Source organism: Ralstonia pickettii, assembly GCF_030582395.1.
In the GTDB taxonomy this organism is placed as follows: Bacteria; Pseudomonadota; Gammaproteobacteria; order Burkholderiales; family Burkholderiaceae; genus Ralstonia; species Ralstonia pickettii_D.
This window is the reverse complement of the sequence record NZ_CP104382.1, coordinates 1,464,622-1,487,324: the sequence shown is the minus strand read 5'-3', so window position 1 is coordinate 1,487,324 and position 22,703 is coordinate 1,464,622. Positions and strand designations below refer to the sequence as shown.

At 64.2% G+C, this 22,703-nt stretch carries 21 protein-coding genes; 10 read left to right on the top strand and 11 right to left on the bottom strand.

Annotated elements, in window-relative coordinates; translation table 11 throughout:
• Positions 1-30: 30 nt before the first annotated feature.
• From N5B55_RS23345 to N5B55_RS23330, 4 genes are read right to left on the bottom strand one after another with little or no spacing between them, the layout of a single operon-like run.
• Positions 31-1,233 (bottom strand): sugar ABC transporter permease, encoded by a 1,203-nt coding sequence (locus tag N5B55_RS23345; RefSeq protein WP_065859254.1) that lies wholly within the window; start codon positions 1,231-1,233, stop codon positions 31-33.
• Positions 1,234-1,239: 6 nt separating this feature from the next.
• Positions 1,240-2,787 (bottom strand): xylose ABC transporter ATP-binding protein, encoded by a 1,548-nt coding sequence (locus N5B55_RS23340; RefSeq protein WP_178961448.1) that lies wholly within the window; start codon positions 2,785-2,787, stop codon positions 1,240-1,242.
• A 42-nt stretch (positions 2,788-2,829) separates the two neighbouring features.
• Entirely contained in the window at positions 2,830-3,840 is a 1,011-nt protein-coding gene (xylF, locus tag N5B55_RS23335; RefSeq protein WP_004632537.1) for a D-xylose ABC transporter substrate-binding protein, read from the bottom strand.
• 31 nt (positions 3,841-3,871) lie between these two features.
• A complete protein-coding gene (locus tag N5B55_RS23330; RefSeq protein WP_065859250.1) occupies positions 3,872-5,227 on the bottom strand; it encodes a carbohydrate porin in 1,356 nt (451 codons plus the stop codon).
• Between the two features lie 297 nt (positions 5,228-5,524).
• Between N5B55_RS23330 and cynS the strand changes: the two genes are divergently transcribed.
• Complete coding sequence (gene cynS, locus N5B55_RS23325; RefSeq protein ID WP_116574985.1) at positions 5,525-5,968, top strand: cyanase; 444 nt, start codon at positions 5,525-5,527, stop codon at positions 5,966-5,968.
• A gap of 4 nt (positions 5,969-5,972) precedes the next feature.
• On the opposite strand, the gene N5B55_RS23320 is transcribed toward cynS, so the two are convergent.
• A complete protein-coding gene (locus N5B55_RS23320) occupies positions 5,973-6,830 on the bottom strand; it encodes a FadR/GntR family transcriptional regulator (RefSeq protein ID WP_065859249.1) in 858 nt (285 codons plus the stop codon).
• Positions 6,831-7,022: 192 nt separating this feature from the next.
• Between N5B55_RS23320 and N5B55_RS23315 the strand changes: the two genes are divergently transcribed.
• The 8 genes from N5B55_RS23315 (at position 7,023) to N5B55_RS23280 (ending at position 14,535) form a co-directional block, all read left to right on the top strand.
• Positions 7,023-7,175, top strand: coding sequence for a hypothetical protein (locus N5B55_RS23315; protein ID WP_304540374.1), 153 nt, complete (start codon positions 7,023-7,025; stop codon positions 7,173-7,175).
• Positions 7,176-7,185: 10 nt separating this feature from the next.
• Positions 7,186-8,385 carry an ABC transporter substrate-binding protein gene (locus N5B55_RS23310; RefSeq protein WP_304540372.1) on the top strand — a complete coding sequence of 400 codons (1,200 nt, stop codon included), beginning with the start codon at positions 7,186-7,188 and terminating at the stop codon, positions 8,383-8,385.
• 84 nt (positions 8,386-8,469) lie between these two features.
• Positions 8,470-9,327 (top strand): branched-chain amino acid ABC transporter permease, encoded by an 858-nt coding sequence (locus N5B55_RS23305; protein WP_009240143.1) that lies wholly within the window; start codon positions 8,470-8,472, stop codon positions 9,325-9,327.
• Positions 9,327-10,295: a branched-chain amino acid ABC transporter permease gene (locus N5B55_RS23300; protein ID WP_304541816.1), complete on the top strand. Its 969-nt coding sequence runs from the start codon at positions 9,327-9,329 to the stop codon at positions 10,293-10,295. The genes N5B55_RS23305 and N5B55_RS23300 overlap by 1 nt, the downstream gene beginning before the upstream one ends.
• Positions 10,292-11,062: an ABC transporter ATP-binding protein gene (locus N5B55_RS23295; protein WP_065859242.1), complete on the top strand. Its 771-nt coding sequence runs from the start codon at positions 10,292-10,294 to the stop codon at positions 11,060-11,062. Before N5B55_RS23300 ends, N5B55_RS23295 begins: the two co-directional genes overlap by 4 nt.
• Positions 11,059-11,775 carry an ABC transporter ATP-binding protein gene (locus N5B55_RS23290; RefSeq protein WP_304540364.1) on the top strand — a complete coding sequence of 239 codons (717 nt, stop codon included), beginning with the start codon at positions 11,059-11,061 and terminating at the stop codon, positions 11,773-11,775. Before N5B55_RS23295 ends, N5B55_RS23290 begins: the two co-directional genes overlap by 4 nt.
• 11 nt (positions 11,776-11,786) lie before the next feature.
• Positions 11,787-13,040, top strand: coding sequence for a Zn-dependent hydrolase (locus N5B55_RS23285; RefSeq protein ID WP_304540362.1), 1,254 nt, complete (start codon positions 11,787-11,789; stop codon positions 13,038-13,040).
• 19 nt (positions 13,041-13,059) lie between these two features.
• A complete protein-coding gene (locus N5B55_RS23280; protein ID WP_304540360.1) occupies positions 13,060-14,535 on the top strand; it encodes a M81 family metallopeptidase in 1,476 nt (491 codons plus the stop codon).
• Here N5B55_RS23280 and N5B55_RS23275 read toward each other — a convergent pair.
• Together N5B55_RS23275 and N5B55_RS23270 are read right to left on the bottom strand one after the other, a co-directional pair.
• Positions 14,466-15,665, bottom strand: a complete 1,200-nt coding sequence (locus N5B55_RS23275; RefSeq protein WP_304540357.1) for a hypothetical protein — start codon at positions 15,663-15,665, stop codon at positions 14,466-14,468. The genes N5B55_RS23280 and N5B55_RS23275 overlap by 70 nt on opposite strands.
• Positions 15,666-15,798: 133 nt before the next feature.
• Entirely contained in the window at positions 15,799-17,154 is a 1,356-nt protein-coding gene (locus N5B55_RS23270) for a polyhydroxyalkanoate depolymerase (RefSeq protein WP_304541814.1), read from the bottom strand.
• 253 nt (positions 17,155-17,407) lie between these two features.
• Between N5B55_RS23270 and N5B55_RS23265 the strand changes: the two genes are divergently transcribed.
• On the top strand, positions 17,408-18,067 hold the full coding sequence (locus tag N5B55_RS23265; protein WP_304540355.1) for a glutathione S-transferase family protein: 660 nt from the start codon (positions 17,408-17,410) through the stop codon (positions 18,065-18,067).
• A gap of 66 nt (positions 18,068-18,133) precedes the next feature.
• Here the strand turns inward: N5B55_RS23265 and N5B55_RS23260 are convergent, their stop codons facing one another.
• The 4 genes from N5B55_RS23260 to N5B55_RS23245 all read right to left on the bottom strand — a co-directional run bounded on the left by N5B55_RS23260 (position 18,134) and on the right by N5B55_RS23245 (position 22,433).
• Entirely contained in the window at positions 18,134-19,387 is a 1,254-nt protein-coding gene (locus N5B55_RS23260) for an NAD(P)/FAD-dependent oxidoreductase (RefSeq protein ID WP_304540352.1), read from the bottom strand.
• A gap of 13 nt (positions 19,388-19,400) precedes the next feature.
• Positions 19,401-19,757: a RidA family protein gene (locus tag N5B55_RS23255; RefSeq protein ID WP_304540350.1), complete on the bottom strand. Its 357-nt coding sequence runs from the start codon at positions 19,755-19,757 to the stop codon at positions 19,401-19,403.
• A 60-nt stretch (positions 19,758-19,817) separates the two neighbouring features.
• The gene (locus N5B55_RS23250; RefSeq protein WP_304540348.1) at positions 19,818-21,410 is read right to left on the bottom strand and encodes an N-acyl-D-amino-acid deacylase family protein; all 1,593 of its coding nucleotides are present in this window, start codon (positions 21,408-21,410) and stop codon (positions 19,818-19,820) included.
• 219 nt (positions 21,411-21,629) lie between these two features.
• Positions 21,630-22,433, bottom strand: coding sequence for a hypothetical protein (locus tag N5B55_RS23245; RefSeq protein ID WP_304540346.1), 804 nt, complete (start codon positions 22,431-22,433; stop codon positions 21,630-21,632).
• Positions 22,434-22,703 lie beyond the last annotated feature (270 nt).

The following is a 22,703-nucleotide window of genomic DNA, read 5'->3' as shown; positions in this document are numbered from 1 at the left end:
GCCCCTGGAGTGATGTGGACCGAGCCGCCGTCAGCCCCGATTAGAGCCGGACAGCACGTCGATCAGCACCGCGACGACCAGCACCACGCCCTTGACGATCATCTGCCACGAGGCGTCGACGTTCATCTGCTGCATGCCATTGTCGAGGCTCGCCATGACGAGTGCGCCGATCAGTGCGCCGTACACGGTGCCCGAACCGCCTCGCATCGACGTGCCGCCGATGAAGCAGGCAGAGATGGCATCAAGTTCGCCGCCCACACCGGCGGAGGGCGACCCCGCGGCCGAACGCGCGGTGGTGATGATGCCCGCGAAGGCGCACATCAGGCCCATCAGCACAAACACCAGCAGCTTGACGCGGCCGACGTTCACGCCGGACAGGCGCGTGGCTTCCATGTTGCCGCCCACCGCATAGACGTGACGGCCGAAGACCGTTTGCGTCGCGACGTACGAGAAGATGGCCAGCAGCACGAGCAGGATCAGCACCGGCAGCGGCACGCCGCTGGCCTGGTTGAGTACTGCGACAAAGCCAAACGAGGCGGCAGCGATTGCCAGCAGCTTCAGCCCGTCGGCCCACATTGGCGTGAGCGGGAGCGACAGGCGGGCGCGCTCGCGACGGCGGCGCACGGTCAGCACAACCGACCCCACCACGATCACAGCAGCCAGCGACCACGCCAGCGATGCCGGCACGAAGCTCTGCGCGAGGTTGCCGAGGTCATCGGGCACCGGGGCAATCGTCACGCTGTCGGTGCTCCATTGCAGCAAGCCGCGGAAGGCCAGCATGCCGCCCAGGCCAACGATGAACGAGGGCACACGCAGCTTGGTCGTGATGAAGCCGTTGACCACGCCGATGGCCGCGCCCGCCACAAGCACCGTCCCCACGGCCAGCCAGGTGTTCCACCCCAGGTTGACGGTGAGGATGGCAACCAGCCCGCCCAGCAGGCCAAGCAGCGAGCCGACGGAAAGATCGATTTCCCCCGCGATGATGACGAACACCATGCCGCAGGCCAGCATGCCCGTCACCGACATCTGCAGGAACAGGTTGGAAATGCTGTTCGGCTGGAGGAACGTGCCGTTGGTCCGGAAGTAGAAGAAGACCCAGATGAGCGCCACGGCCAGCAGGAGCGCAAGCACCTTGTAGCGCACGAACAATTGCTGGATGGCGCGGCCGTCCAGGCGCGGGCCGCCGCTGCCACCGTTCTGACGGGCGAGTTGGGATTGCAGGATATTGGACATGGCGATTCAAGCCGCTTGGCGGCCGGGTTCAGCGTTGATTGCAGCAGCCAGGATGCGCTCCTGGGTGAGGCCTTGGTTGACGAAGTCGCCGCGCAGCTGGCCTTCGCCCATGACCAGGACACGATCGCTCATGCCCAGGATTTCCGGCATCTCGGACGAGACCATGATGATGCCGACACCGCTGGCGGCCAAGTCGGCAATCATCTTGTAGATGTCGTACTTGGAGCCAACGTCGACACCGCGCGTGGGTTCGTCGAGGATGAGCACCTTCGGCATTGCCAGCACCATCTTCGTGACCACGGCTTTCTGCTGGTTGCCGCCCGAGAGGCTGGCAATCGCCAGCGCCGGGCTGGCGGTCTTGATGCGCAGGCGCTTGATTTCGCGGTCGACGGTGGTGAGTTCGGCGCCCTTGTCGACACGCAACCCGCGCGCGTATTGCGCCAGCGTGGCGAGCGTGATGTTTTCGCCCACGGCCATCAGCGGGACGATGCCGTGGCGCTTGCGATCTTCTGGCACGAGGCAGATGCCGGCCGCGATTGCATCCGCTGGAGAGCCCACCTTGACGGGCTTGCCGTCCATGATGATCTCGGCGCTGGAGCGGCCGGGGTATGCGCCGAACAGCGCGGAGACCATTTCCGTACGCCCCGCGCCCACGAGCCCGGCCACGCCGAGGATTTCGCCTCGGCGCACGGCAAAGCTCACGTTGTCTGTGCGCTTGCGGTTGGGGTTGGTGACATCCCAGCAGGTGACGTTGCGCGCTTCCATCACCACGTCGCCCACCGTGTGTTCCACTTTCGGGAACAGCGACGTCATTTCGCGGCCGACCATCATCGTGATGATGTTGTCGATCGTCATGTCGGCGGCGGGGCGCGTGCCGATGTGCTTGCCGTCGCGGATGACGGTGACGGTGTCGCACACGCGCTTGACCTCATCGAGCTTGTGCGAGATGTAGACGCATGCCACGCCGCTGCGCTTGAGGTCGTCGATGATGGACAGCAGCACCTCGATTTCCTTGGCGGACAGCGACGAGGTCGGCTCGTCCAGGATCAGCAGGCGCGCATTCTTGGCGAGCGCCTTCGCAATCTCGAAAAGCTGCTGGTGGCCGCTGCCGTAGTTCATCACGGGCGCGGCCACGTTTACGTCGGTCAGGCGCAGGCGGGCGAGGAGTTCTTCTGCCTTGGCGTGCATGGCGTCGTAGTCCATGCGGCCCCCCGGCTTGGTGATCTCGTTGCCGAGGAAGATGTTCTCCGTGACGGAGAGCTGCTGCACCATCATCAGTTCCTGGTGGATGATGACGATGCCGGCGCGCTCGCTGTCGCGCACGGAATGCGCGCGCAGCGGCTCACCTTCCCACAGGATCTCGCCTTCGAAGGTGCCGTAGGGATAGACCCCCGACAGCACCTTCATGAGGGTCGATTTCCCGGCGCCGTTCTCCCCGCACAAACCGACGCACTCGCCCGGCTTCACTGCCAGGCTGACGCCGTCGAGCGCGCGCACACCGGAGAACGACTTCACGATGTTGCGCATCTCGAACAGGGTGCCGTTACTGCTCATGGCGTTCTCCTACTCACTACGACTGACCACTGCATCGACTGCTTACTTGCCGAAGATCTGCTGATGCGTATAGAAGCCATCCTTGACAACGGTGCTGTCCAGGTTGTCCTTGGTCAGCAGCGTCGGGGTCAGCAGCACGGTGTCGACATCCTTCTTGCCGTTGTTCAGCTTGGTGTTGAACTTCGGCGCCGTGCCCTTCACGAGGTCGACGGCCATCTCGGCGGCGGTAGCGGCGATCTGCTTGATCGGCTTGTACACGGTCATGGCCTGCGTGCCTTCGGCCACGCGCTTCACGGCGGCCAAGTCAGCGTCCTGCCCCGACACCGGCACCTTGCCCGCCAGCTTCTGGCGTGCCAGCGCCTGGATCGCGCCACCGGCCGTGCCGTCGTTGGAGGCAACGATGCCCTGGATGTTGTTGTTGTTGGCGGTCAGCGCGTTCTCAACAATGTTCTGCGCCTTGGAAGGGTCCCATTCCGGCGTCCACTGCTCGCCGACGATCTTGATGTCGCCCTTGTCGACGTACGGCTTGAGCACCTTCATCTGGCCTTCGCGAAGCAGGCGTGCGTTGTTGTCGGTCGCGGCACCGCCGAGCAGGAAATAATTGCCCTTCGGCGCGAGCTTGACCACGCCCTGCGCCTGCAGCTCGCCCACCTTCACGTTGTCGAAGGTCACGTAGCCGTCGATGTCGGCGTTCAGGATCAGGCGGTCATAGGACACCACCTTGATGCCTTTCTTTTTGGCGCTGGCAATGGCGTTGCCGAGCACCTTCGAGTTGAACGGCACGATCACGAGCACGTCGACGTTCTGGGCGATCAGGTTTTCGATCTGGGCGATCTGCTTGGCTTCGTTGGCGTTGGCAGACTGCACGTTCACGGTCGCGCCCAGCTTCTTGGCCGACTCGACGAAGTAATCGCGGTCGTGCGTCCAGCGCTCCACGCGCAGGTCGTCGATCGAGAAGCCGATCACCGGCGCTTCCTTGCTGGCGTGGGCCGAGGTGGCGGCGAAAGTCAGGACCGCCGCAGCGGCGAGGGTGTTCAGTACGCGGGAAATCATGAAAGGTCTCCTATTGTGCGCAAGTGCATTCTTAGAACGTGACGCCGGTCTTCAGGCCGACGACGAAGGCATTCTTGTTTTGCGAAGTGCCGCCCGGATGAAGGATGTACTGCAGATTAGGACGGAAGTACACAGACTTCACCGGCGACCAGCTGTAATACAGCTCGCTCACGTATTCGTAGCCGTCACCCACCACGGTATTGGCGCCGGTGCGGGCATTCGTCTGACGGACAAAGTCGGCATAGCGGCCGTTATTGTGCGTGGCACCCACGGCAAAGCCGACGGTGTCGGCCAAGCGATCGAACGGCCCCTTGTACTGCACGCCCACCGAGATCTGGTGGTCGGTCTGCGCGGTGTTGCGATCAGCTTGCGAGAAGTTAAGGAACACCGTGGCGCCGCGTCCGTCCGGCGCACCCGTGATCTGCTGCTGCAGGTTCAGGTAGACGCCGTACTGGCCGCTGCGTTGCTTGGCGTCCAGGCCGGTGATGCCGCGGGCGTTGCCGTTCACGTCTTCATACAGGTCTTTGCCGTTCGACGTGTTGTACCAGACGCCTGCGCGGTACGTGCCCGGGCGGCCCTCGATGGTCGGCATCCAGCCGAATTCCAGCGGAATCAGCGCGCCGGTGGTGCCGCCGGGGTTGTTCAGCTTCCAGCCGTTGCGCCGGGCCCAGCCGTCATCCACGTAATTCGGGTTGACCTGGTACACGCCGATCTGCGCATAGGTTTCGGCCGAGGTGTGCACCTTGGCGCGCGCGCCCCATTGGCTGGTCGGCCAGTTCACCCAGTAGCCGCCCACCAGGTTGCCCGGTTGCGAGCCGCAGAACGTCAGGTTCTGGAAATCGCACGAGAACGAGAAGAAGTCTTCACCCACCGTCACGCGGCCTGCCTTGATTTCGAGGCGGTCGTTGAGCAGCTTCTGGTTCAGCCAGAACTGCGTCAGGTGCCAGGTCTGGCCGCGGCCATAGACTTCCTGGATCAGCATGTTGTTGCCGATGTTCGCGTCGCTGCCGAGGTTGCGGCCGTTGCGGTCAGTGACGGTGGCCTGGAACGTGGCGCCCTGCCAGCCGACAAGTTTCTGCAGGTCCAGCGCCGTACCGATGACCCATTGATCGGTGTAGCGCGTGAGATGTTCGGTGCCGCCGCTGAAGTTGTGCGCCACTTCGCTGCCGTAACCGAGGTTGAAGTTCACGCCCTGTTCGGCCAGACGGGTGCGCAGGCCACCCCAGTCGCCGGTCAGATAGGGGCTGGTCGTGATGTCATACGCGTGGGCACTGGCTGCGCCCAGCGCGAGTACGGCGGCTGCAATGGCCGACGCGCCGACGCGTTGACCAATGCGCTTGTTGCGGGAATGACGACGTGCGGCCGGACGTGCGGCTTCAAGCTCCATGGACTGTCTCCTGATATTGGACCGTCTGCCATGCATGACAGCGGTGTCAGCGTTCTCTTCTGAATAGTGTGGCGAGCCGACGGACGCAAGAATGGCCACAATTGACAGCGCTGTCAATCTCGGGGTTTGCCCTAATTCGGGGGTTCTCACAACGCTTTGAAATCGTTGCCGGGCGGATATTGCGGTGCGGAAAGTTTTACACCGGGCCCAAGTGTCGCCATAGGCGCGGCGCTGCGTGCATGGCATCGACCTTGCTCATGCTGCGCGCCGTTCCCTCAAACCTCCGGAGGTGCCGAAATGCAACGCGAAGACGTGACCGACCTGATCGTCCTGCAGAAGATCAAGAAGCAGTTGAGCTGGGCCCAATTGGCCGAAGTGATCGGCCACAGCAAGGAGTGGAGCACCGCAGCGCTGCTCGGGCAGATGACGCTGACCGAAGCGCAGGCCAAGGCGGTTGGCGCGGCGCTGGATCTGCCCGAAGAGGCCGTCATGCTGCTGCAGGTGACGCCGTACAAGGGGTCGCTGCCCACGTCGGTGCCGACGGATCCGTTGATCTACCGCTTCTATGAACTCATCAGCGTGTACGGCACGACGTTCAAGGCGCTGATCCACGAAGAGTTTGGCGACGGCATCATGAGCGCGATCGACTTCAACATGGATCTCACGCGCGAGCCCGACCCCAAGGGCGATCGCGTGCGCATCGTCATGAGCGGCAAATTCCTGCCCTACAAGACTTACTGAACCGTCACGCGCGGTCTTCGCTGTGGTCGCTGTGGCCGCTGTCGTCGTGATCGTCGATCAGTGGCCGATGGCGGCGCGGCATCTCTGAGTCGAGCACGAGGCGGCCGTGCACGCGGCCCTTCATGCGCGTGACGTGATGCGTGCAGTCGTCCATGTGCGTACTCATGAGCGCGCGCACGGTGTCGGCGTCGCGCGCGCGGGCCGCATCCAGAATCTGCCGGTGGAACTTCACGTTGGAGGCGCCGAACTTCGCGTGGTCCTTCGGCGAGGTTTCGTTGCCGAACACCACGAGCTGCCGAATCATCTCGTTGATCAACTCGCAGCAGAACCGCAGCATCGGGTTGGGATTGGCCGCGGCCAGGATGTCGTGAAAGCTCAGATCTTCCTGACGCTGGTCGAGTGGCGCAGCGGCTTTGGTCGACGCTGGGTCGCAGAGGTCGATGGTGTGCTCGAGCGCGCGGAAATCGTCTTCGGTCAGATGCGGCACCGCGCCCGCGGCCAGTTCAGGCTCAAGCAGGCAGCGCACGGTGTAGACGTCTGCAATGCCGATGTCCTTGAAGAACAGATAGTTCTGCATGAGCTGGAACGTGCGGTCCAACGGCACCTCGACGATGGTGCCGCCGCCGGCGGGCCCCGTGCTCACGCTCACCAGCCCCTGCACCTCCAATGACTTGAGCGCTTCGCGGATGGTGCCCTTGCTGACTCCGAAGGTCTCCTGCAGCTTGATCTCCTGCGGCAGCTTGTCGCCGGGCTTGAGGTTGCGCTGCGTGATCAGCCGCTTGAGTTCTTCGGCAACGAGGTCGGCGCGCTTTTGCTTGCGGATGCCGATCGACGCCGTCTTGCCTGATCCGAGTGTGGCCATGGATGTCCGTTCCTTGTTGCGCGCATTCTAACTGCGGGGCCGCGCCGTGCCGACTGGCAAGCGTGGTGCATGTGTGCCCCGCAATCGTGCGTGCGCACCGGTTTTCCACATCGTCGTGCGCGGCGGCCGTGTCGCACACCTTGGAGTAAACACCGACGCCTTTGCCGTTGACGCATCGCCGATGCGGCTTCTATGATGATTTCGCCTATTTATCATAACAAATATAAAAAACTGGTCTGGTTCTTGCTCGACGTGATGGTCGGCGAAAACCTCGCCGGTCAAGGCCAGGAGGAAGCTGCCGCCGGTGGTGGCTCCGAGCGCTGTTCTGTATTCACACGAACTTGAGGAGTGCGCTTTGAATCGTCGAGATTTGCTCAAACTGGCGGCGCTGTCCGCCGTGCCCGCGTCGCTGCTGCAGGCCCGTTCTGCGTGGGCTGCCGATGCCATTGAACTGGGCTGTCCGGTGCCGATGTCCGGCCTGTTTGCCGCCAACGGCAAATTCGCTGACCTGGGCATGAAGCTGGCCGTGGAGCAATACGGCAAGGTGCTGGGCCGCCCGCTGGCGTATAGCGTGCTCGACACCGAAGGCAAGCCGGCCACGGCCGTGCGCAAGGTCCAGGAACTCGCGCAGCAGAAGAACGCGCGCTACTTCGCGGGCGGCATCCTGTCGTCCGAGTCGCTCGCGATGGGCAAGGAGGCGGAGAAGTTCGGCGGGGTGTTCATCACGACCGCGGGCGCCGATGAAATTACCGGCAAGGACTGCAACCGCGCGACCTTCCGCTGGTCGGTGCCCACATTCGGCGCCATCGAGCGCACCGTGCGCCCGCTGATCGAATCGATGCCCAAGGCCAAGCGCTGGTACACGATCACGCCGCAATACGTGTTTGGCGACGGATTGCTCTCGGCGGCCAAGAACATCTTCAAGGAAAAGGGCATCGAGCATGTGGGCAACAGCTACCACGCGCTCACCGAGAAGGAATTCAGCGGCTACCTGACCAACGCGATGGCCGCCAAGCCCGACGTGCTGCTGATCCTGAACTTCGGTTCGCAATCGTCCGACACGCTGCGCCAAGCGGTGAGCTTCGGCATGAAGAAGAACACGACGATCCTGGTGGCGTGGGCGTCTGGCCTGGAGCAGTTCGAATCGCTCGGCGCTGACCTGTGCGACGGCGTGTACTTCGGCGCGCAGTACTGGCACGACGTGGATACGCCTGCCAACCGCGATCTGGTCAAGCGCACGCAGGCCACGTTCAAGACCAACCCGAACTACAGCCTGGCAGGCTCGTACACCTGCACGAAGATCCTGCTCGACGCAATGGCCAAGGCCGGCAGCGCCGATCCAAAGGCCGTGATCGCCGCGCTGCAGGGCATGAAGTACGACGGCCTGACCGGCCCCGAAGAAATTCGCGCGGCCGACCACCAGGTGCTCAAGAACTACTACCTGCTCAAGGGCAAGCCCAAGAACCGCATGAAGGACAAGGACGACTTTGCCGAAGTGGTCGCCGTCGGCAAGGCCTTCCTGCCGGTCGAACAGACGCAGTGCAAGCTGGCCTGAGGGTCTGATCTGCGGCACGCCCGGCTGGCTTCAGCTGTTGAAGCACGGGCGCTTGTCTTCCTGAGTGCCATTTCGGTCAACGCAATGAATGTCTACCTGCTCCAGGTCGTCAACGGCGTGGGGATCGGCATGCTCTACTTCCTGCTGGCGGTGGGGCTGTCGATCATCTTCGGGCTGTTGCGCTTCGTCAATTTCGCCCACGGCGCGTTTTATGCGCTGGGCGCGTATCTCTGCTTCCAGGCCCTGCAGATGGGCATGGATTTCTGGCTGGCGCTCGTGCTTGCGCCCATCGTCATCGGCGCGCTCGCCTGGGTGACGGAGAAAGTGCTGCTGCGCCACGTCTACGCGCAGGCGCACGAATTCCACATCCTCGTCACCGTGGGTCTGGCCTTGGTCGTGCAGGAACTCATCATCGTGGCGTGGGGGCCGCTGGGCGTGGACGTACCGGCGCCCGATGCCTTGCAGGGCGTGGTGATGTGGGGCGATTTCGTCTACCCGAAATACCGCCTCTTCGTCATCGGTTTTACCGCCGTGCTGGCGCTCGCGCTGTGGTGGCTGCTCGAGGGCACGCGCCTGGGCAGCGCTGTGCGCGCGGGCAGTGAATCGACCGAGATGGTCTCGCTGCTCGGCATCAACGTGTTTCGCCTGTTCAGCTTGATGTTTGCACTGGGCGCGGCGACGGCGGCGGTGGCCGGTGTGCTGGCTGCGCCCATTCGCGGCGCGGAACCTTTCATGGGCGTGGAGGCCCTCGGCGTCGCCTTCGTGGTTGTGGTGGTGGGCGGCATGGGCAGCTTTGCGGGGGCGCTGGTCGGCGGCCTGCTGGTCGGCATCGTGCAGAGCCTGATGAGCACGCTGTGGCCCGAGGGCGCGCGGCTGATGATCTACGTGGCGATGGCGGCCGTGCTGCTGCTGCGCCCGCACGGCCTGCTGGGGAGGGGATGATGCAAGCCGCATTCCATGGAATTTCGCCTCATCGCTTCTGGTGGCTGGCGCTGGGCGTGACGTTGCTGCTGCCGTTGGTGCTGACGTCCGGCACATTGGCCACCGAAGTGCTCGTCTACGCGATGGCCGTGATGGCCTGCAACGTGCTCCTCGGCTACACGGGGCTGCTGTCGTTCGGGCAAGGGATCTTCTTCGGGCTCGGCAGCTATGCCGCGGGCATCGGCCTCACGCAACTGGCGCTGCCGATGCCGGTGGCGATTGTCCTGGCCGTGGTGGTGGGCGCGGTCGTGGCGGCGGTGGTCGGCTGGTTTGCCATCCGCCAGCGCGGCACGTACTTCGTCATGCTGACGCTGGCCTTCTCGCAGATGTTCTATTTCCTGGCCTACACCACGCCGTCGCTCACAGGCGGAGACAACGGCCTGCTCGACATTCCGCGTCCGGCGTTTGCGGCGTCGCCGTGGGCGTTCTACGCGTTTGTCGCGGCGCTGTTCCTTGTCGTGTTCTTCCTCGTGCAGCGTGTGACGGAATCGGTGTTTGGCCGCACGCTGCTGGCGATTCGCGACAACGAAGAGCGCGCGCTCGCCGTCGGCTACAACGTGCGCGCCTTCAAGCTGCTCGCGTTCGTCATCTCCGGTGCGGTCACGGGACTGGCGGGCGCCTTGCACGCCATGCTCACGGGCATCGCGCCGCTGGCCAATATCGACTACCACGTCAGCGAGATGATTCTGGTGATGACTGTTATCGGCGGCACGGGCAACGTGTTTGCCTCGGTGTTGGGCGCAGCGTTCTATGTGTTGCTGTCGGACTGGCTCTCCAGCCTGTGGCCGCGCTGGCTGATGCTGCTGGGCTTCCTCTTGATTGCGGTGAGCCTGTTCATGCAGCGCGGGCTGTTTGGGCTCGGGCAGAAGCTGTGGCAGCGCGTGCGCGCACCGCGTCACGCACCGGCGGTGCAGGAGGAGCGCGCATGACCACCACGCCCATCCTCCAGGCCGCCGGCATCGTCAAGCAGTACGGCAAGTTCACCGCACTGGGCGGCGTCGATCTGCGTGTGATGCCCGGCACGGTCCACTCCGTCATCGGGCCCAACGGCGCGGGCAAGACCACGCTGTTCCACATGCTCACGGGCACGCGCATGACCACCAGCGGCACCATCGTCTTCGATGGCCACGACGTGACGCGTGAAGCCGACTACCAGCGCGTGCAGCGCGGCATCGCACGTTCGTTCCAGGTGACGAGCCTGTTCCCGAGCCTGTCCGTGCGCGAGAACCTGCGCCTGGCCGCACTCGGCACCACGCCGCGTCGCGCCATGCACGGCTGGCGCCTGCCGCAGGGCGATCTGGCTTGCACCGATACGGTCGACCGCGTGCTCGATCGGCTGGAGTTGCCGCGCCTGGCCGACACGCCGGCCGCCGCCCTTTCGCATGGCCAGCAGCGGCGGTTGGAAGTCGGCATGGCGCTGGCCGCCAACCCGCGCGCGATCTTTCTCGACGAGCCGACCTCCGGTATGGGCGTGGACGACCTGCCCGCCATGAAGGCGCTCATTCGCGGCCTGGCGCAGGACCACACCGTCGTGCTGATCGAACACAACATGGACATCGTGATGGACATCTCCGACACGATCACCGTCATGCAGCAGGGCAAGGTGCTCATGGAGGGCACGCCCGACGCCGTGCGGGCCGACCCGCGCGTGCGCGCCGCGTATCTCGGCAACATGATCACGGGAGGCAAGAAATGACCTCAACGGCGATTCTCGACGTTGCAGACCTCCACGGCTATTACGGCAAGAGCCACGTGCTGCAGGGCGTGGCGCTATCGGTGGGCGAGGGCGAACTGGTGACGCTGCTCGGCCGCAATGGCGCCGGAAAATCGACCACCCTGAAGACGATTGCCGGCGTCGTCACGCCGCGCGGCGGGCAAGTGCGTTTTCGCGGCCGCGACATTGCCGGGCAGCCGCCGCACCGCATTGCCGCGCAGGGCCTGTGTCTCGTGCCGGAGCATCGCGGCATCTTCAAGCTGCTGACGGTGGAAGAGAACCTGAAGCTCGGCGCGCGGCGGGATTCTCCGTGGCAGCTGGCCGACATCTACCGCATCTTCCCGCGCCTGCATGAGCGACGGCGCAACGGTGGCGCCAATCTCTCCGGCGGCGAGCAGCAGATGCTCGCCATCGGCCGCGCGCTCATGAACCACCCGCGCCTGCTGATGCTCGACGAGCCGGTCGAAGGTCTGGCCCCCGTCATCGTGGAAGAGATCGTCGCGCAGCTGAAGGTCATCAAGCAGGCGGGCGTATCCATCCTGCTCGTCGAACAGAACCTCGAAGTCTGCACGCAGCTCGCCGATCGCCACGTGATCATCGAACAGGGCCGCGTGGTCTACACCGGCCCCAACGAAGCCTTCCGCGCCGACGACGCCATCAAGGACCGCTACCTCGGCGTCGGCCTGGCCGCTTAAACGTACACATCATGACGACCACCCAACTCGACACCACCCTGCGCATCAACGGCGCACGCCTGTGGGACACGCTCATGCAGCAGGCGCGCATCGGCGCCACGCCCAAGGGCGGCGTGCGCCGCCTCGCGTTGACCGATCTCGACCGGCAAGGCCGCGATTTCTTCGTTGCACAGGCCGAAGCCGCAGGCTGCGCCGTGCGTGTGGACGCCATCGGCAACCTGTTCGCGCGCCGGCCTGGACGCAACAACGCGCTGCCGCCCGTCATGACCGGCAGCCACATCGACACGCAGCCGACCGGCGGCAAGTTCGACGGCAACTACGGCGTGTTCGCCGGCATCGAGGTGGTGCGCGCGCTCAACGATGCGGGCATCCAAACGAAAGCGCCTATCGAAGTGGCCGTGTGGACCAACGAAGAAGGTTCGCGCTTCGTGCCGGTAATGATGGGCTCCGGCGCGTTCATCGGCGAGTTTGCGGTGGATGCCGTGCTGGCCGCACAGGACCGCGACGGCGTGGCCGTGGGCGAGGCGCTGCGCAGTATCGGCTATGCGGGGAGTGAGCCTGTTGGCGGCCGAGCCGTCGGTGCCTACTTCGAAGCACATATCGAACAAGGGCCGGTGCTGGAGGCGCACGGCACGACCATCGGCGTGGTGACGGGCGCGCTCGGCCAGCGCTGGTACGACGTGGTCTTGACCGGCATGGAAGCGCACGCCGGCCCCACGCCGATGGAGCTGCGCCGCGATGCGTTGTTGCCCGCCGCAGAACTCGTCTGCATTGCCAACCGCATCGCGCTCGAGCGCCCGCCGCATGCGCGCGCCACGGTGGGCTGCCTGAGCGTGCATCCGGATTCGCGCAACGTGATTCCGGGGCAGGTATCGATGACGATCGACTTCCGCGCGGCCGACGACGCGGTGTTGTCCGACATGGATGCGGCACTGCATGAGGCGGTGGCGGAGTTGCGCACACGCAGCGGCATCGACATCGCATTGCGCCAGGTCGTGTACTTCCCGCCGCAGCCGTTTGACGCCACGCTGGTGAACGCGGTGCGCAGCGGCGCGCGGCAGTTGGGGTTGTCGGAGATGGACGTGATCAGCGGCGCAGGCCATGACGCGGTCTATCTGGCGCGCGTGGCCCCGACCGCGATGATCTTCGTGCCATGCAAGGACGGCATCAGCCACAACGAGATCGAAGACGCCCGCCCCGAACATCTTGAAGCCGGGGCCAACGTGCTGCTGCACGCGATGCTGCAGGCCGCTGGCCGCGTTTGACACCATCACCCGACCGCTCATGCGCATCCTGATCGCCCGCTTCAATCACGAGACGAATACGTTCTCGCCGGTGCCGACACCGCTGGCATCGTTCCATCCGCACTACGGCGCCGACGCGTACCGCGCCGCCAAGGGCACGCGCACGGCGGCCGGCGCGTTCATTGATCTGGCGGAGGCGGCGGGCGCCGAAATCGTCGTGCCCGTCGTGGCCGGAGCGAACCCCAGCGGACGCGTCGCTGCCGAGGCGTACATAACGTTGTGCGACGCCATCGTCGCGGCGGCGCCTGGGTGCGATGCGCTGTTGCTCGACCTGCACGGCGCGATGGTCGCGGAGAACAGCGACGACGGCGAGGGCGATCTGCTCGAACGTCTGCGCGCGGTGGTGCCCGATGTGCCGATTGCCGTCGCGCTGGATCTGCACGGCAATCTCACGCAAAAGTTCATTGACTTGGCCGACATCGCAGTCAGTTTCAAGACGTATCCGCACGTCGACATGTACGAAACCGGCGAGCACGCCGGCGGCTTGCTGTTCGACAAGCTGGCCGGCCGCGCGAATCCCGTGCTCGCATGGCGGCGCCTGCCCATGGTTACGCATACCCTGCGCAGCCGCACCGACGAAGGCGCGATGCACCGCGCCGTGGCGCTCGCCAAACAGGCCGAGAATGACGGCATGCTGGCCGTGTCGATCCTTGCCGGATTCGGGCTGGCGGACATTGCCGCGCCGTGCCTTTCTATCGTGGTGGTCGGCAACGGCGACAAACATGCCGCCGACGCTGCGGCGCAACGCATTGCCGATGCCATCTGGGCTGATCGCGAAGGGTTCGTCTACCGCTCTGAACCGCTGACCGAATCGATTGCGCGCGCGGCCAAGTTGGCCGATGCCCCGGGCAGCGGCCCCGTGCTGCTGCTCGACCACGGCGACAACTGCATGTCCGGCGGCACGTGCGACGACATGCACGTCCTGCACGAAGCGTTGCGGCAAGGCTTGAGCGGCATCGCAGTCGGGCCGGTGTGCGATCCGGAAGCCGTCGCGGCGATGATCGAGGCGGGCGAGGGTGCCACGGTCACGCTCCCGGTCGGCGACAAGGTGCCGCTTGTGCAGCTCGGCATCTACCCCGTGCCGCGCGCGCTGACGGGCAAGGTTGTCGCCATCAGCGACGGCGAATACAGCATCACGGGGCCGACCTATACGGGCCAGCGCATCCGCATGGGCCGCACGGCGCTGCTCGACATCGGCGCGGCGCAGATCGTTGTCACGGAGACGCCGCAGGAGCACTGGGACCTCGGCATCTTCACGCACATCGGCGTGGACCCGCATGCCGCGCGCTTCGTGCTGTTGAAGTCGCGCATGTATTGCCGGCCCGTGTTCGTCCCGATTGCCAAGGCTGTGGTGGAGTGCGATGGCGGCGGCGTGACCAGTTCCGACTACACCCGCTTTCCGTTCGCCACGCTCACGCGGCCGGTGTTCCCGTTGGATGCCGCGACGGTTTCGTAGAGATAACCGACCGGCTTACCTTCGGTCCGTTGCGGGCGCGACTCTGTCTTGGTGATGATGCGACCCGCCAGGCCGTCGATCTCGTCGCGTTGCGCGCGCGTCCAGCTTCGCAGCTGTTCGATGTTGCTCAGCAGGCCGAGCCGGAGAATCTGCGTGTCTTCGCCCATGCCGACGAGCGTGACCGAATGCTGGCCGGCTGTCACCACGTCGCCGGCGGCGAGTTCAAGCCGCTTGCCTGCGCCGGTTTTGAACTCGGCCGTGCCGCGAATGACGCGGTAAATGACCACCTCGCCTTTCGCGAAGGACGCCGGGTCGACCACGCCTGCCTGGCTCTTGGGCAGGCTCGACTGGCCGCGCGGGTCGGTGGCGAGGATGTGGCCTGTCACAAGCTGGCCGCTTGGTGCTTCGATGCCGGTGTCGCGCACGTAAACCGGTCCGGGCGATTGGATGGAGTCGCCGGCCAGCGGCTTGTAAAGCGCATGCAATTCCAGTGGGTCTTGCACCCAGAAGTCTGCTCCGGCCGGCCGGTCATGCGCCGGATGGCTCCAGGCGATGCGCGGCGTCTCGGCCTCGTTAATCTGTGCCGACGGCACGATCGTCGGATTGGGAAACGTGGTCGGATCGGTAATGAATGCTTCGAGAAACTTGCCCGAACATCCCATGGAAAGTGCGTCGGGAACCACTGTTTGCGGCGTGCGCAAGTTGTCTTCAGTGGACAGGCCAGACCACGTGTAGAAGAGTTGCCGATGCACGATCGCGCTCTGCAGGATCACCGAACCGGGGCCGACGTAATGCAGCCGGCCATCGTAGTCGAACGTGAACACGCCTGACGTGACGAGCACAAACTGAAAGGCGCCCGGCGGCAGATGCAGATGGAAATCGGTCGGGCCGGTGTCTTCCAGATAGATGGGGCGGTTGGTGGCGACCTCATGCAGCAGGAAGGCTTCGTTGTTGGCGGCAAAGCCTTCGTCGGCGCGGCTGTACAGCGCTTGCGGGCGATAGGTCGCTTCGTACTTGGCGTCCTGGCGGCGATCCACCGCAACGAAGTCGCCCATATTGAGGCGGATCGGGTTGCCAGCCGGATGCAACAGGCTCGAAGCGCGTTGGAACGCCGTGGTGTGAGTGTTCATCGCAACCCTCCGTGAATCGATCGACATCGATGGAGAATGACCTCCCGGGCTTCGATACTCGACCTGCTGAATTACGCCTTGCTGACACCGAAACTGCCGCTGGCTCTGTCAGAAGCGACGTGCCGCCACCCGGTCAGTGCGTGAGCGCCATCTTGCGCGGGCGTCGGCGGGTGACGGCCTGGCTCGACGTTCGCGCATCGAGCAACGCCCGCAGCGTGACGCGGTGCGCGTTGTCTTCGTCACTGCCGGCGATGCTGGCGTCGAAGGGCTCGTTGTCGTGGATGGTGGCGCGCACGATCGGATAGATCTGCTTTTCCCATTTGCTGCCGTTGAATACGCCGTAATGCCCCGCGCCGGCCTGCACATGATGTGTCTTCAGGTAGGGCGGCAGCCCCGAACACAGATCCTGCGCGGCGACGGTCTGCCCGACCGCACAGATGTCGTCCTTCTCACCCTCGACCGTCAGCAGCGCGGTGCGATGAATCGCTGCCGGTTCGACGAGCCGACCGCCGACCATCAACTCGCCGCGCGGCAGTGCGTATTGCTGGAACACCTTCTCGACCGTTTCCAGATAGAACTCTGCGGTGAGGTCGCACGTAGCGAGGTATTCGTCGTAGAAGGCGCGGATCGTATCTGCCTTGGCAGGATCGCCCTTGGCGCGCTGGTAGTACATCTCTTCAAAAGACTGCACGTGGCGCTCTGAATTCATCGACATGAATGCGCTCAACTGCACAAAGCCGGGATACACGCGGCGCTGCTCGCCCGCAAAGCCGGGCGGCACGACGCCGATCAGGTTTTTCTCGAACCATTCGATTGGCTTGCTGTTGGCCAACGCGTTGACGGCGGTCGGGCCCACGCGGCAATCGATGGGGCCGGCCATGAGCGTGAGGCTGGCCGGCTGCGCGGGGTCGTTGTCGGCGGCCATGAGCGAGACCGCCGAGAGCGCGGCCACGGTCGGCTGGCAGATGGCCAGCATATGCGCGTCCGGGCCGATGTGGCGGATGAAATCGATCAGGTGGCCGACGTATTCATCAAAGCCGAAGCGGCCGGCTGACACCGGAATGTCGCGCGCGTTGTGCCAGTCCGTCACGTACACATCGTGATCGGCCAGCATCGTGCGCAGCGTGCCGCGCAGCAGCGTGGCGAAGTGCCCGGACAAGGGCGCGGCGACCAGCACGCGCGGCTGCGGCGTGGGCGTGGTCTTGCGGAAGTGCACGAGCGTGCCGAACGGCGTTTGCATCGCGGCGTCTTCCACTACCGGCACCACGCGGCCGTCGACCTCAACGCTGTCGATGCCGAAAGATGGGCGTCGATGCGTGATCGCGCTGCATTCCAAGAGTTCGAGCCAGGCATCGATCGCGCGGCCCGTCGGGTGCTCGGTCGATGGTGGCCACTGCGCCATCGCCAGCCGCGAGAACGAGGCCCATGCACGCGCGGGCCGCAGGCATTCGGACAGCCACTGGTAGAGGGGATACGCGAGCAGGTTCATGGCGATTGCGTCGCAGGTCGCATCAAGGCGGGTCAAGCGAAGCAGGCAATACGTGTGCCAACTCAGATACCCGCGGGCGTGAACCGGCATGCGCGTTGATGCCGACTGGCACAGGCTTTGCGCGGCATCCACGCCGGGTGCGGTGTGGGGTGTGCTCTTGCAGCGCCCGGGTGCAGACAGCGCACCGGCGAGGTGCCTGGCGCCGGTCATGCACCTGATTGGACAACGGGACAATCGGACAACGGGGAGCGATATGAAATCCGCCAACCTGACCACGCTCACCATCAACAGCCGCAATTACTCGTCGTGGTCGATGCGCGGCTGGTTGCTCGCCAAGCTCAGCGGCCTGCCTTTCGAGACGGTGAGCGTGCCGATCGACGCCTCATCGCGCGCGGAATTGCTGTTGCTGTCGCCGTCGATTCTCGTGCCCTGCCTCACGCACGAAGGCCGCAAGGTGTGGGACGTGCTGGCGATTGCGGAATACCTCAACGAACTCTGTCCCGAGGCCAAGCTGCTGCCCTCCGACCGGCATGCCCGCGCGCATTGCCGTGCGATCTGCGGCGAGATGCATTCGGGCTTCAGTGCACTGCGTTCGGCGCTCCCGATGAACTTGCGTGCATATTTCCCCAATTTCCGCATCTGGTCCCGCGCGCAGCACGACATCGAGCGGATCACGCTCATCTGGCGCGAATGCCTCGCACAGTACGGCGGCCCCTGGCTGTTTGGCGAGATCAGCATGGCAGACGCGATGTATGCGCCAGTTGTCATGCGATTCCTGACCTACGACGTCAAGCTCGATCCGGAGATCGCCGAGTACTGCTTGCGCGTGCTCGAGCACCCGCACGTGGCCGAATGGATTGCCGGGGCAAAGGCTGAAAAGGCTGATATCGACGAGTTGGATATGGAGTTCTAGTGGGTTCGTCCTCCCGCGGGACGATGACGTGCCGATCCACTGCCTCCAGCACCCTGGCCGGCCGAACTAGCGCGCCGATTCCCAGAACCGCTGTGCACGGAACGGGCGAGCATCTACGGTCGGTGTCTCGCCCGTGATCATTTCCGCAATCAATCGCCCGGTGATCGGCCCCAGCGTCAGGCCGTGGTGTGCATGGCCGAACGCGAACCACATGTTTGCGTGGTGCGGTGCCGGCCCGATGATCGGCAGCATGTCGGGCGTGCAGGGGCGGGAGCCCATCCAGGGTTCCGCATCCACACGTTCGGCCAGCGGAAAGAGCTTGCGGGCGACCGGCTCGACGGCGTTGAGTTGTACGGGCGTCTTCGGTGCATCGCGGTGCGCAAGTTCCGCGCCGGTCGTCAGCCGGATGCCGCGCGCCATCGGTGCCAGCACATAACCGCCGTCCGCATCGAGCACGGGATGGTTCAACTGCGCACCCTGCGCGGGTGCGTAGTGCATGTGGTATCCGCGCTTGACGGCCAGCGGCAGGCTGTAGCCCAGGCGCGAGGTGATGACGTCCGCCCAGGGGCCCATGGCGATGACGACGTTGTCTGCGCGCAGCTCTCCATCCTTGGTCTGCAGCAGCCACGGTGCGTTGGGCGTGAGCGTGTTGGCGTTGGCTTCAAACAGACGGCCGCCGAGTTGCTGGAAGTACTTCGCATAGGCGGTGACCAGCGCGTGGGGATCGCTCACGGAGTCGGCTTCCGTGTAGCGCAGGCCGCCCAGCAGGGATGTGTCCAGATGCGGCTCGGCCGTGCGCAGGTGCGCAGGGTCGAGCGCTTCAAATGCGACGCCGTACTCGCGTTGCCAGCGTTCGACGTTGCGGGTTTCCTTGTCCTGCGTGGCAGCGTTGCGGAAAACCTTGATCCAGCCGCTGGGCCGGATCAGATGCAGGGCACCGGCGGCTTCGGCCAGTGCACGATGCTCGCTCACGCTGTGGGCGATGAGCGGCGCATACGCACGCGCAATCGCCGCGTGCCGGGTGGGGTGAGAGTTGCGCCAGTACTGCCACAAGAACGGCAGCAGCCGGGGCAGATCGCCGGGGTGGTAATGCACGTCCGCCGACGTGTTGCCCGCATAACGCAACAGCGTCGACAGATCGCGCGGGAACGCATATGGATACACACCCTCGCGCTGGATCAGCCCGGCATTGCCGAATGACGTCTCAAAGCCCGGCGCCCGGCGGTCCACCAGCGCGACGGCACGCCCGCGTTTCTGCAGATGCACCGCCACCGATACGCCGACAATGCCGGCGCCGAGCACAAGGGTGTCGAAGCGCATGGCGGCTGACTCCTTAACCCTTGGCCAGCGCCGTGACGGCGATCTCCACGTCAATGCCCGGGCGCATCAGGCCCGACTGCACGCAAGCACGCGTAGGTGCGTGGCCGGCTGGTACCCAGGCTTCCCACGCCGCATTCAGCTCGGCGAAGTGCTTGGCGTCGGTCAGCCAGATGTTGGCGGAGATCAGTCGCGTCTTGTCGACACCCGCTTCAGCCAAGAGGGCGTCAATGCGCTCGAGAATGTTGTTGGTCTGCTCGGTGACCGACTGGAAGTCGACGTCGGGTACTTGCCCTGCCAGATGCACGATGCCGTTGGCGATCACGATCTGGCTCATGCGGGCGTTGGTGTGGAGGCGTTGGATGTCGGTCATGTCGATTTGGATGTGGATTCAAAAAAGCGAAAGGAGCGTCGATGGTAGCGCTCCCGCGTTTTACTTGCGCAGCGCCCGCCCTGCCAGCACCTCCGGCACCGCCTTGCCATCTGCCACGGCCACCGCGCCGTTGACGAGCACCCAGCGCACGCCCACAGGCGGCAACGCCGGTTGTTCATAGCTCGCACGGTCGGCGTACGTGGCGGGGTCGAAGACGACCAGGTCGGCAAACTTACCCGTCTGCACGGTGCCGCGATCTTTGATGCCGAAGATTTCGGCCGTGCGCGCGCTGGCCTGGCGGATGGCAAACGGCAGCGTCATCACATGCTTGCGCGTGACGTATTCGCCAATGCGGCGCGCGAACGTGCCGGCCTCGCGCGGGTGTCCGGCAATACCGTCGGAGCCGCCCACGACAAAGTCCTGCTGCATGAACGCTTCCAGGTCGGCATCGCTCATGTTGAACGACACGATGTTCGTGCCGCCGTGCTGGATCACGCTGATGGCCGCATCGACGGGGCTCACGCCGAGCTTCTTGCCCAGCGCCTCGAGCGACTGCCCGTTGTATTCGGGGTTGGCGGAGATCAGCACCTGCGCCGCCGGCCCGTTGCGCTGTTGCATGGCCTTTTCCATGTCGGTGGCAATGCGCGCCCGCGTGGCGGGGTCTTCCAGCCGCTTGAGCAGCGCGTCGTTGCCGCCGTCGCGTGCCCAGCCCGGCACCAGCGCCGGAATGATGTGCGTGCTCGACGCCGTGTACGGATACTGGCTTGCCGATACGTTCATGCCGTTGCCCTGCGCCTGCCGTATCAGGCTGATGATCTCGGCGCTCTTGCCCCACGAATCCACACCCAGCGCCTTGATGTGCGAGATGTGGATCGGGATGCCCGACTGCTGGCCGATGTCCAGCGCCTCCTTCACGGCGTTGACGAGGCCGGTGCGAAAGTTGCCCTCGTCGCGCAGGTGCGTGTCGTAGATGCCGCCACGCGCGGCCACGGTCTTGGCCAGCGCCACCACCTCGTCGGTCTTGGCGAACACACCGGGTGTGTACACGAGGCCCGTCGACATGCCGAAGGCGCCGTCGCGCATGCCGTCTTCCATCAGGCCCTGCATGGCTTTGAGTTCTTCAGCGGTGGGTACACGGGCCACGTCGCCCATCACGCGGTGGCGCACGGCGTTGTGGCCCACCAGCATGGCCACGTTGGTGCCGATGCGGTTGGCTTCCAGCGCCTTGAGCGTCGGCCCGATGCGGTCGAGATCCGGCCCGTCGCCTTCGAGCACGATGCCGTCGTTGCCGATCACCACCGTCGTCACCCCCTGCAGCAGGTAGGGCAGGTTCTGATGCCGATCTTTGGCGATGAGGTTGTGATAGGCGTGCGTATGCGGATCGATAAAGCCCGGCGCCACCACCAGCCCGCGCGCGTCGAGCACCGTTTTCGCCTGCACGCCCCCGGCGGAGGGCTGCACCAGCACGATGCGGTCATGGCGGATACCCACGTCGGCCACGAATGGCGCGCCGCCGCGGCCGTCGACCACGGTGCCGTTGCGGATCAGGATGTCGAGTGGTTCAGGCTCCGGCGCGGCACGGGCTGGGCCGGCAAGCGCAAGGCTCAGGGTGAGGGCGGACAGCAGGCACTGCGGCAGACGGTGTGGGCGCATATCGGCTTCCTGTGAGTTTGCAGCGAGTGTAAGGAGCCTGGATCCTTGCGTTGCATGCAAATGGTTGGGGCCGGTATGTGGGGGGGACATGTGTTTGCGACGCCGCGGATGGCGACCACCTGCTGGCCGTAGACAGCGGCACCACGCACCTTCGTATCGCCGCCGGAGCGGATCATGAGCGGGTCGCCGGCATTGATTTGGATGTTGCTGTCTTGTCCTTTACCTGAACCACCGTGACAGCTTGCCGGCCAGCCCTTGCGGTGGAGGTACCCATCCGGGCTTTAGAAAGTCATACACATCGTCGTAATGGTCGAGGGGGCGGATCGGCATCAAATCCATTGGCACCATGGGATGGTTGATCTCGACGGGAAGGCCGCGATACCAGCACAGTTTGGTTTCAAGCGTGGCAAGGTAGGAAAAATAGTCTTCCGTCAAGGCATTCTGACTGGGCACATCGGCGTGCTGCAGAATCAAATTTTCTAGGCTAGGTTTATCGGCTCCCATCAGCAGTGAAAAGAAATCTTTCCTTTGCGCTGCCGCTATGCGCTCCGACTTGCGACCATTTTTTTCTAGGCGATCAACTTTGGCTTCGAGGGACGAATAATCGCCCTGTATCGCCAATTGCCACATGTGCACTTGGAATTGAGGGTTGACCGGGTTGTCCCTGGCGGAAACAAAGTGGTCGGGTTCCAGTTTTGCCATCTCCGTAACCATCTCATGGGAATCAGAAAGAAGGGCATATAGTAATTCGGCTCCGACCTCAAATTTCTGATAACTATCGATGGCTATGTCAGCCAACGTTAGCTGACAGCCCGTGTATAAATTTTGCTTTAAATTTGTTTGGTTGTTGTTTGCAAAGTACTCAAAAAAGGCCACTGTCAGGTGATCATTGGACAGGCTGTTATAGCAGCCGCTCAAGCTAATAGGTTTGATTCGATAACGTATCTTCTGCGCAACCTGAGGGATATGTTTCAGGGAAAATTGGAATCCCCTCCGCTTCTTTTCGATGAGATCGTTATTCATAACTTCATCATTTCAATTTAATAATTATGGTTGCGCTGTTCGAGTTGTCTCGCAGGTCTCCCTGCAAAGTAGTGTCCGGCAGGCTTTCGATTTGAGAGAGAAGCGCTCGGTCTGCAGCGCTTACAGGCAAAGTTGTCAGCGGGCGACATTGCCGCCGACATGCGCATCGCTATGAGCTGAAAAGTTGCCATTTTTGCAAGGTCGATCATCACATCGTGCTCGACCAAGATTGTGACTCAGTCGGTCTTGTGGCGGTTGCTGCAATCGATG

Excerpts from the sequence above, each read along its gene's own strand:
- N5B55_RS23345 (WP_065859254.1), bottom strand. The coding sequence starts at position 1,233 with ATGTCCAATATCCTGCAATCCCAACTCGCCCGTCAGAACGGTGGCAGC.
- N5B55_RS23340 (WP_178961448.1), bottom strand. The coding sequence starts at position 2,787 with ATGAGCAGTAACGGCACCCTGTTCGAGATGCGCAACATCGTGAAGTCG.
- xylF (WP_004632537.1), bottom strand. The coding sequence starts at position 3,840 with ATGATTTCCCGCGTACTGAACACCCTCGCCGCTGCGGCGGTCCTGACT.
- N5B55_RS23330 (WP_065859250.1), bottom strand. The coding sequence starts at position 5,227 with ATGGAGCTTGAAGCCGCACGTCCGGCCGCACGTCGTCATTCCCGCAAC.
- cynS (WP_116574985.1), top strand. The coding sequence starts at position 5,525 with ATGCAACGCGAAGACGTGACCGACCTGATCGTCCTGCAGAAGATCAAG.
- N5B55_RS23320 (WP_065859249.1), bottom strand. The coding sequence starts at position 6,830 with ATGGCCACACTCGGATCAGGCAAGACGGCGTCGATCGGCATCCGCAAG.
- N5B55_RS23315 (WP_304540374.1), top strand. The coding sequence starts at position 7,023 with ATGATGATTTCGCCTATTTATCATAACAAATATAAAAAACTGGTCTGG.
- N5B55_RS23305 (WP_009240143.1), top strand. The coding sequence starts at position 8,470 with ATGAATGTCTACCTGCTCCAGGTCGTCAACGGCGTGGGGATCGGCATG.
- N5B55_RS23300 (WP_304541816.1), top strand. The coding sequence starts at position 9,327 with ATGCAAGCCGCATTCCATGGAATTTCGCCTCATCGCTTCTGGTGGCTG.
- N5B55_RS23295 (WP_065859242.1), top strand. The coding sequence starts at position 10,292 with ATGACCACCACGCCCATCCTCCAGGCCGCCGGCATCGTCAAGCAGTAC.
- N5B55_RS23290 (WP_304540364.1), top strand. The coding sequence starts at position 11,059 with ATGACCTCAACGGCGATTCTCGACGTTGCAGACCTCCACGGCTATTAC.
- N5B55_RS23285 (WP_304540362.1), top strand. The coding sequence starts at position 11,787 with ATGACGACCACCCAACTCGACACCACCCTGCGCATCAACGGCGCACGC.
- N5B55_RS23280 (WP_304540360.1), top strand. The coding sequence starts at position 13,060 with ATGCGCATCCTGATCGCCCGCTTCAATCACGAGACGAATACGTTCTCG.
- N5B55_RS23275 (WP_304540357.1), bottom strand. The coding sequence starts at position 15,665 with ATGAACACTCACACCACGGCGTTCCAACGCGCTTCGAGCCTGTTGCAT.
- N5B55_RS23270 (WP_304541814.1), bottom strand. The coding sequence starts at position 17,154 with ATGAACCTGCTCGCGTATCCCCTCTACCAGTGGCTGTCCGAATGCCTG.
- N5B55_RS23265 (WP_304540355.1), top strand. The coding sequence starts at position 17,408 with ATGAAATCCGCCAACCTGACCACGCTCACCATCAACAGCCGCAATTAC.
- N5B55_RS23260 (WP_304540352.1), bottom strand. The coding sequence starts at position 19,387 with ATGCGCTTCGACACCCTTGTGCTCGGCGCCGGCATTGTCGGCGTATCG.
- N5B55_RS23255 (WP_304540350.1), bottom strand. The coding sequence starts at position 19,757 with ATGACCGACATCCAACGCCTCCACACCAACGCCCGCATGAGCCAGATC.
- N5B55_RS23250 (WP_304540348.1), bottom strand. The coding sequence starts at position 21,410 with ATGCGCCCACACCGTCTGCCGCAGTGCCTGCTGTCCGCCCTCACCCTG.
- N5B55_RS23245 (WP_304540346.1), bottom strand. The coding sequence starts at position 22,433 with ATGAATAACGATCTCATCGAAAAGAAGCGGAGGGGATTCCAATTTTCC.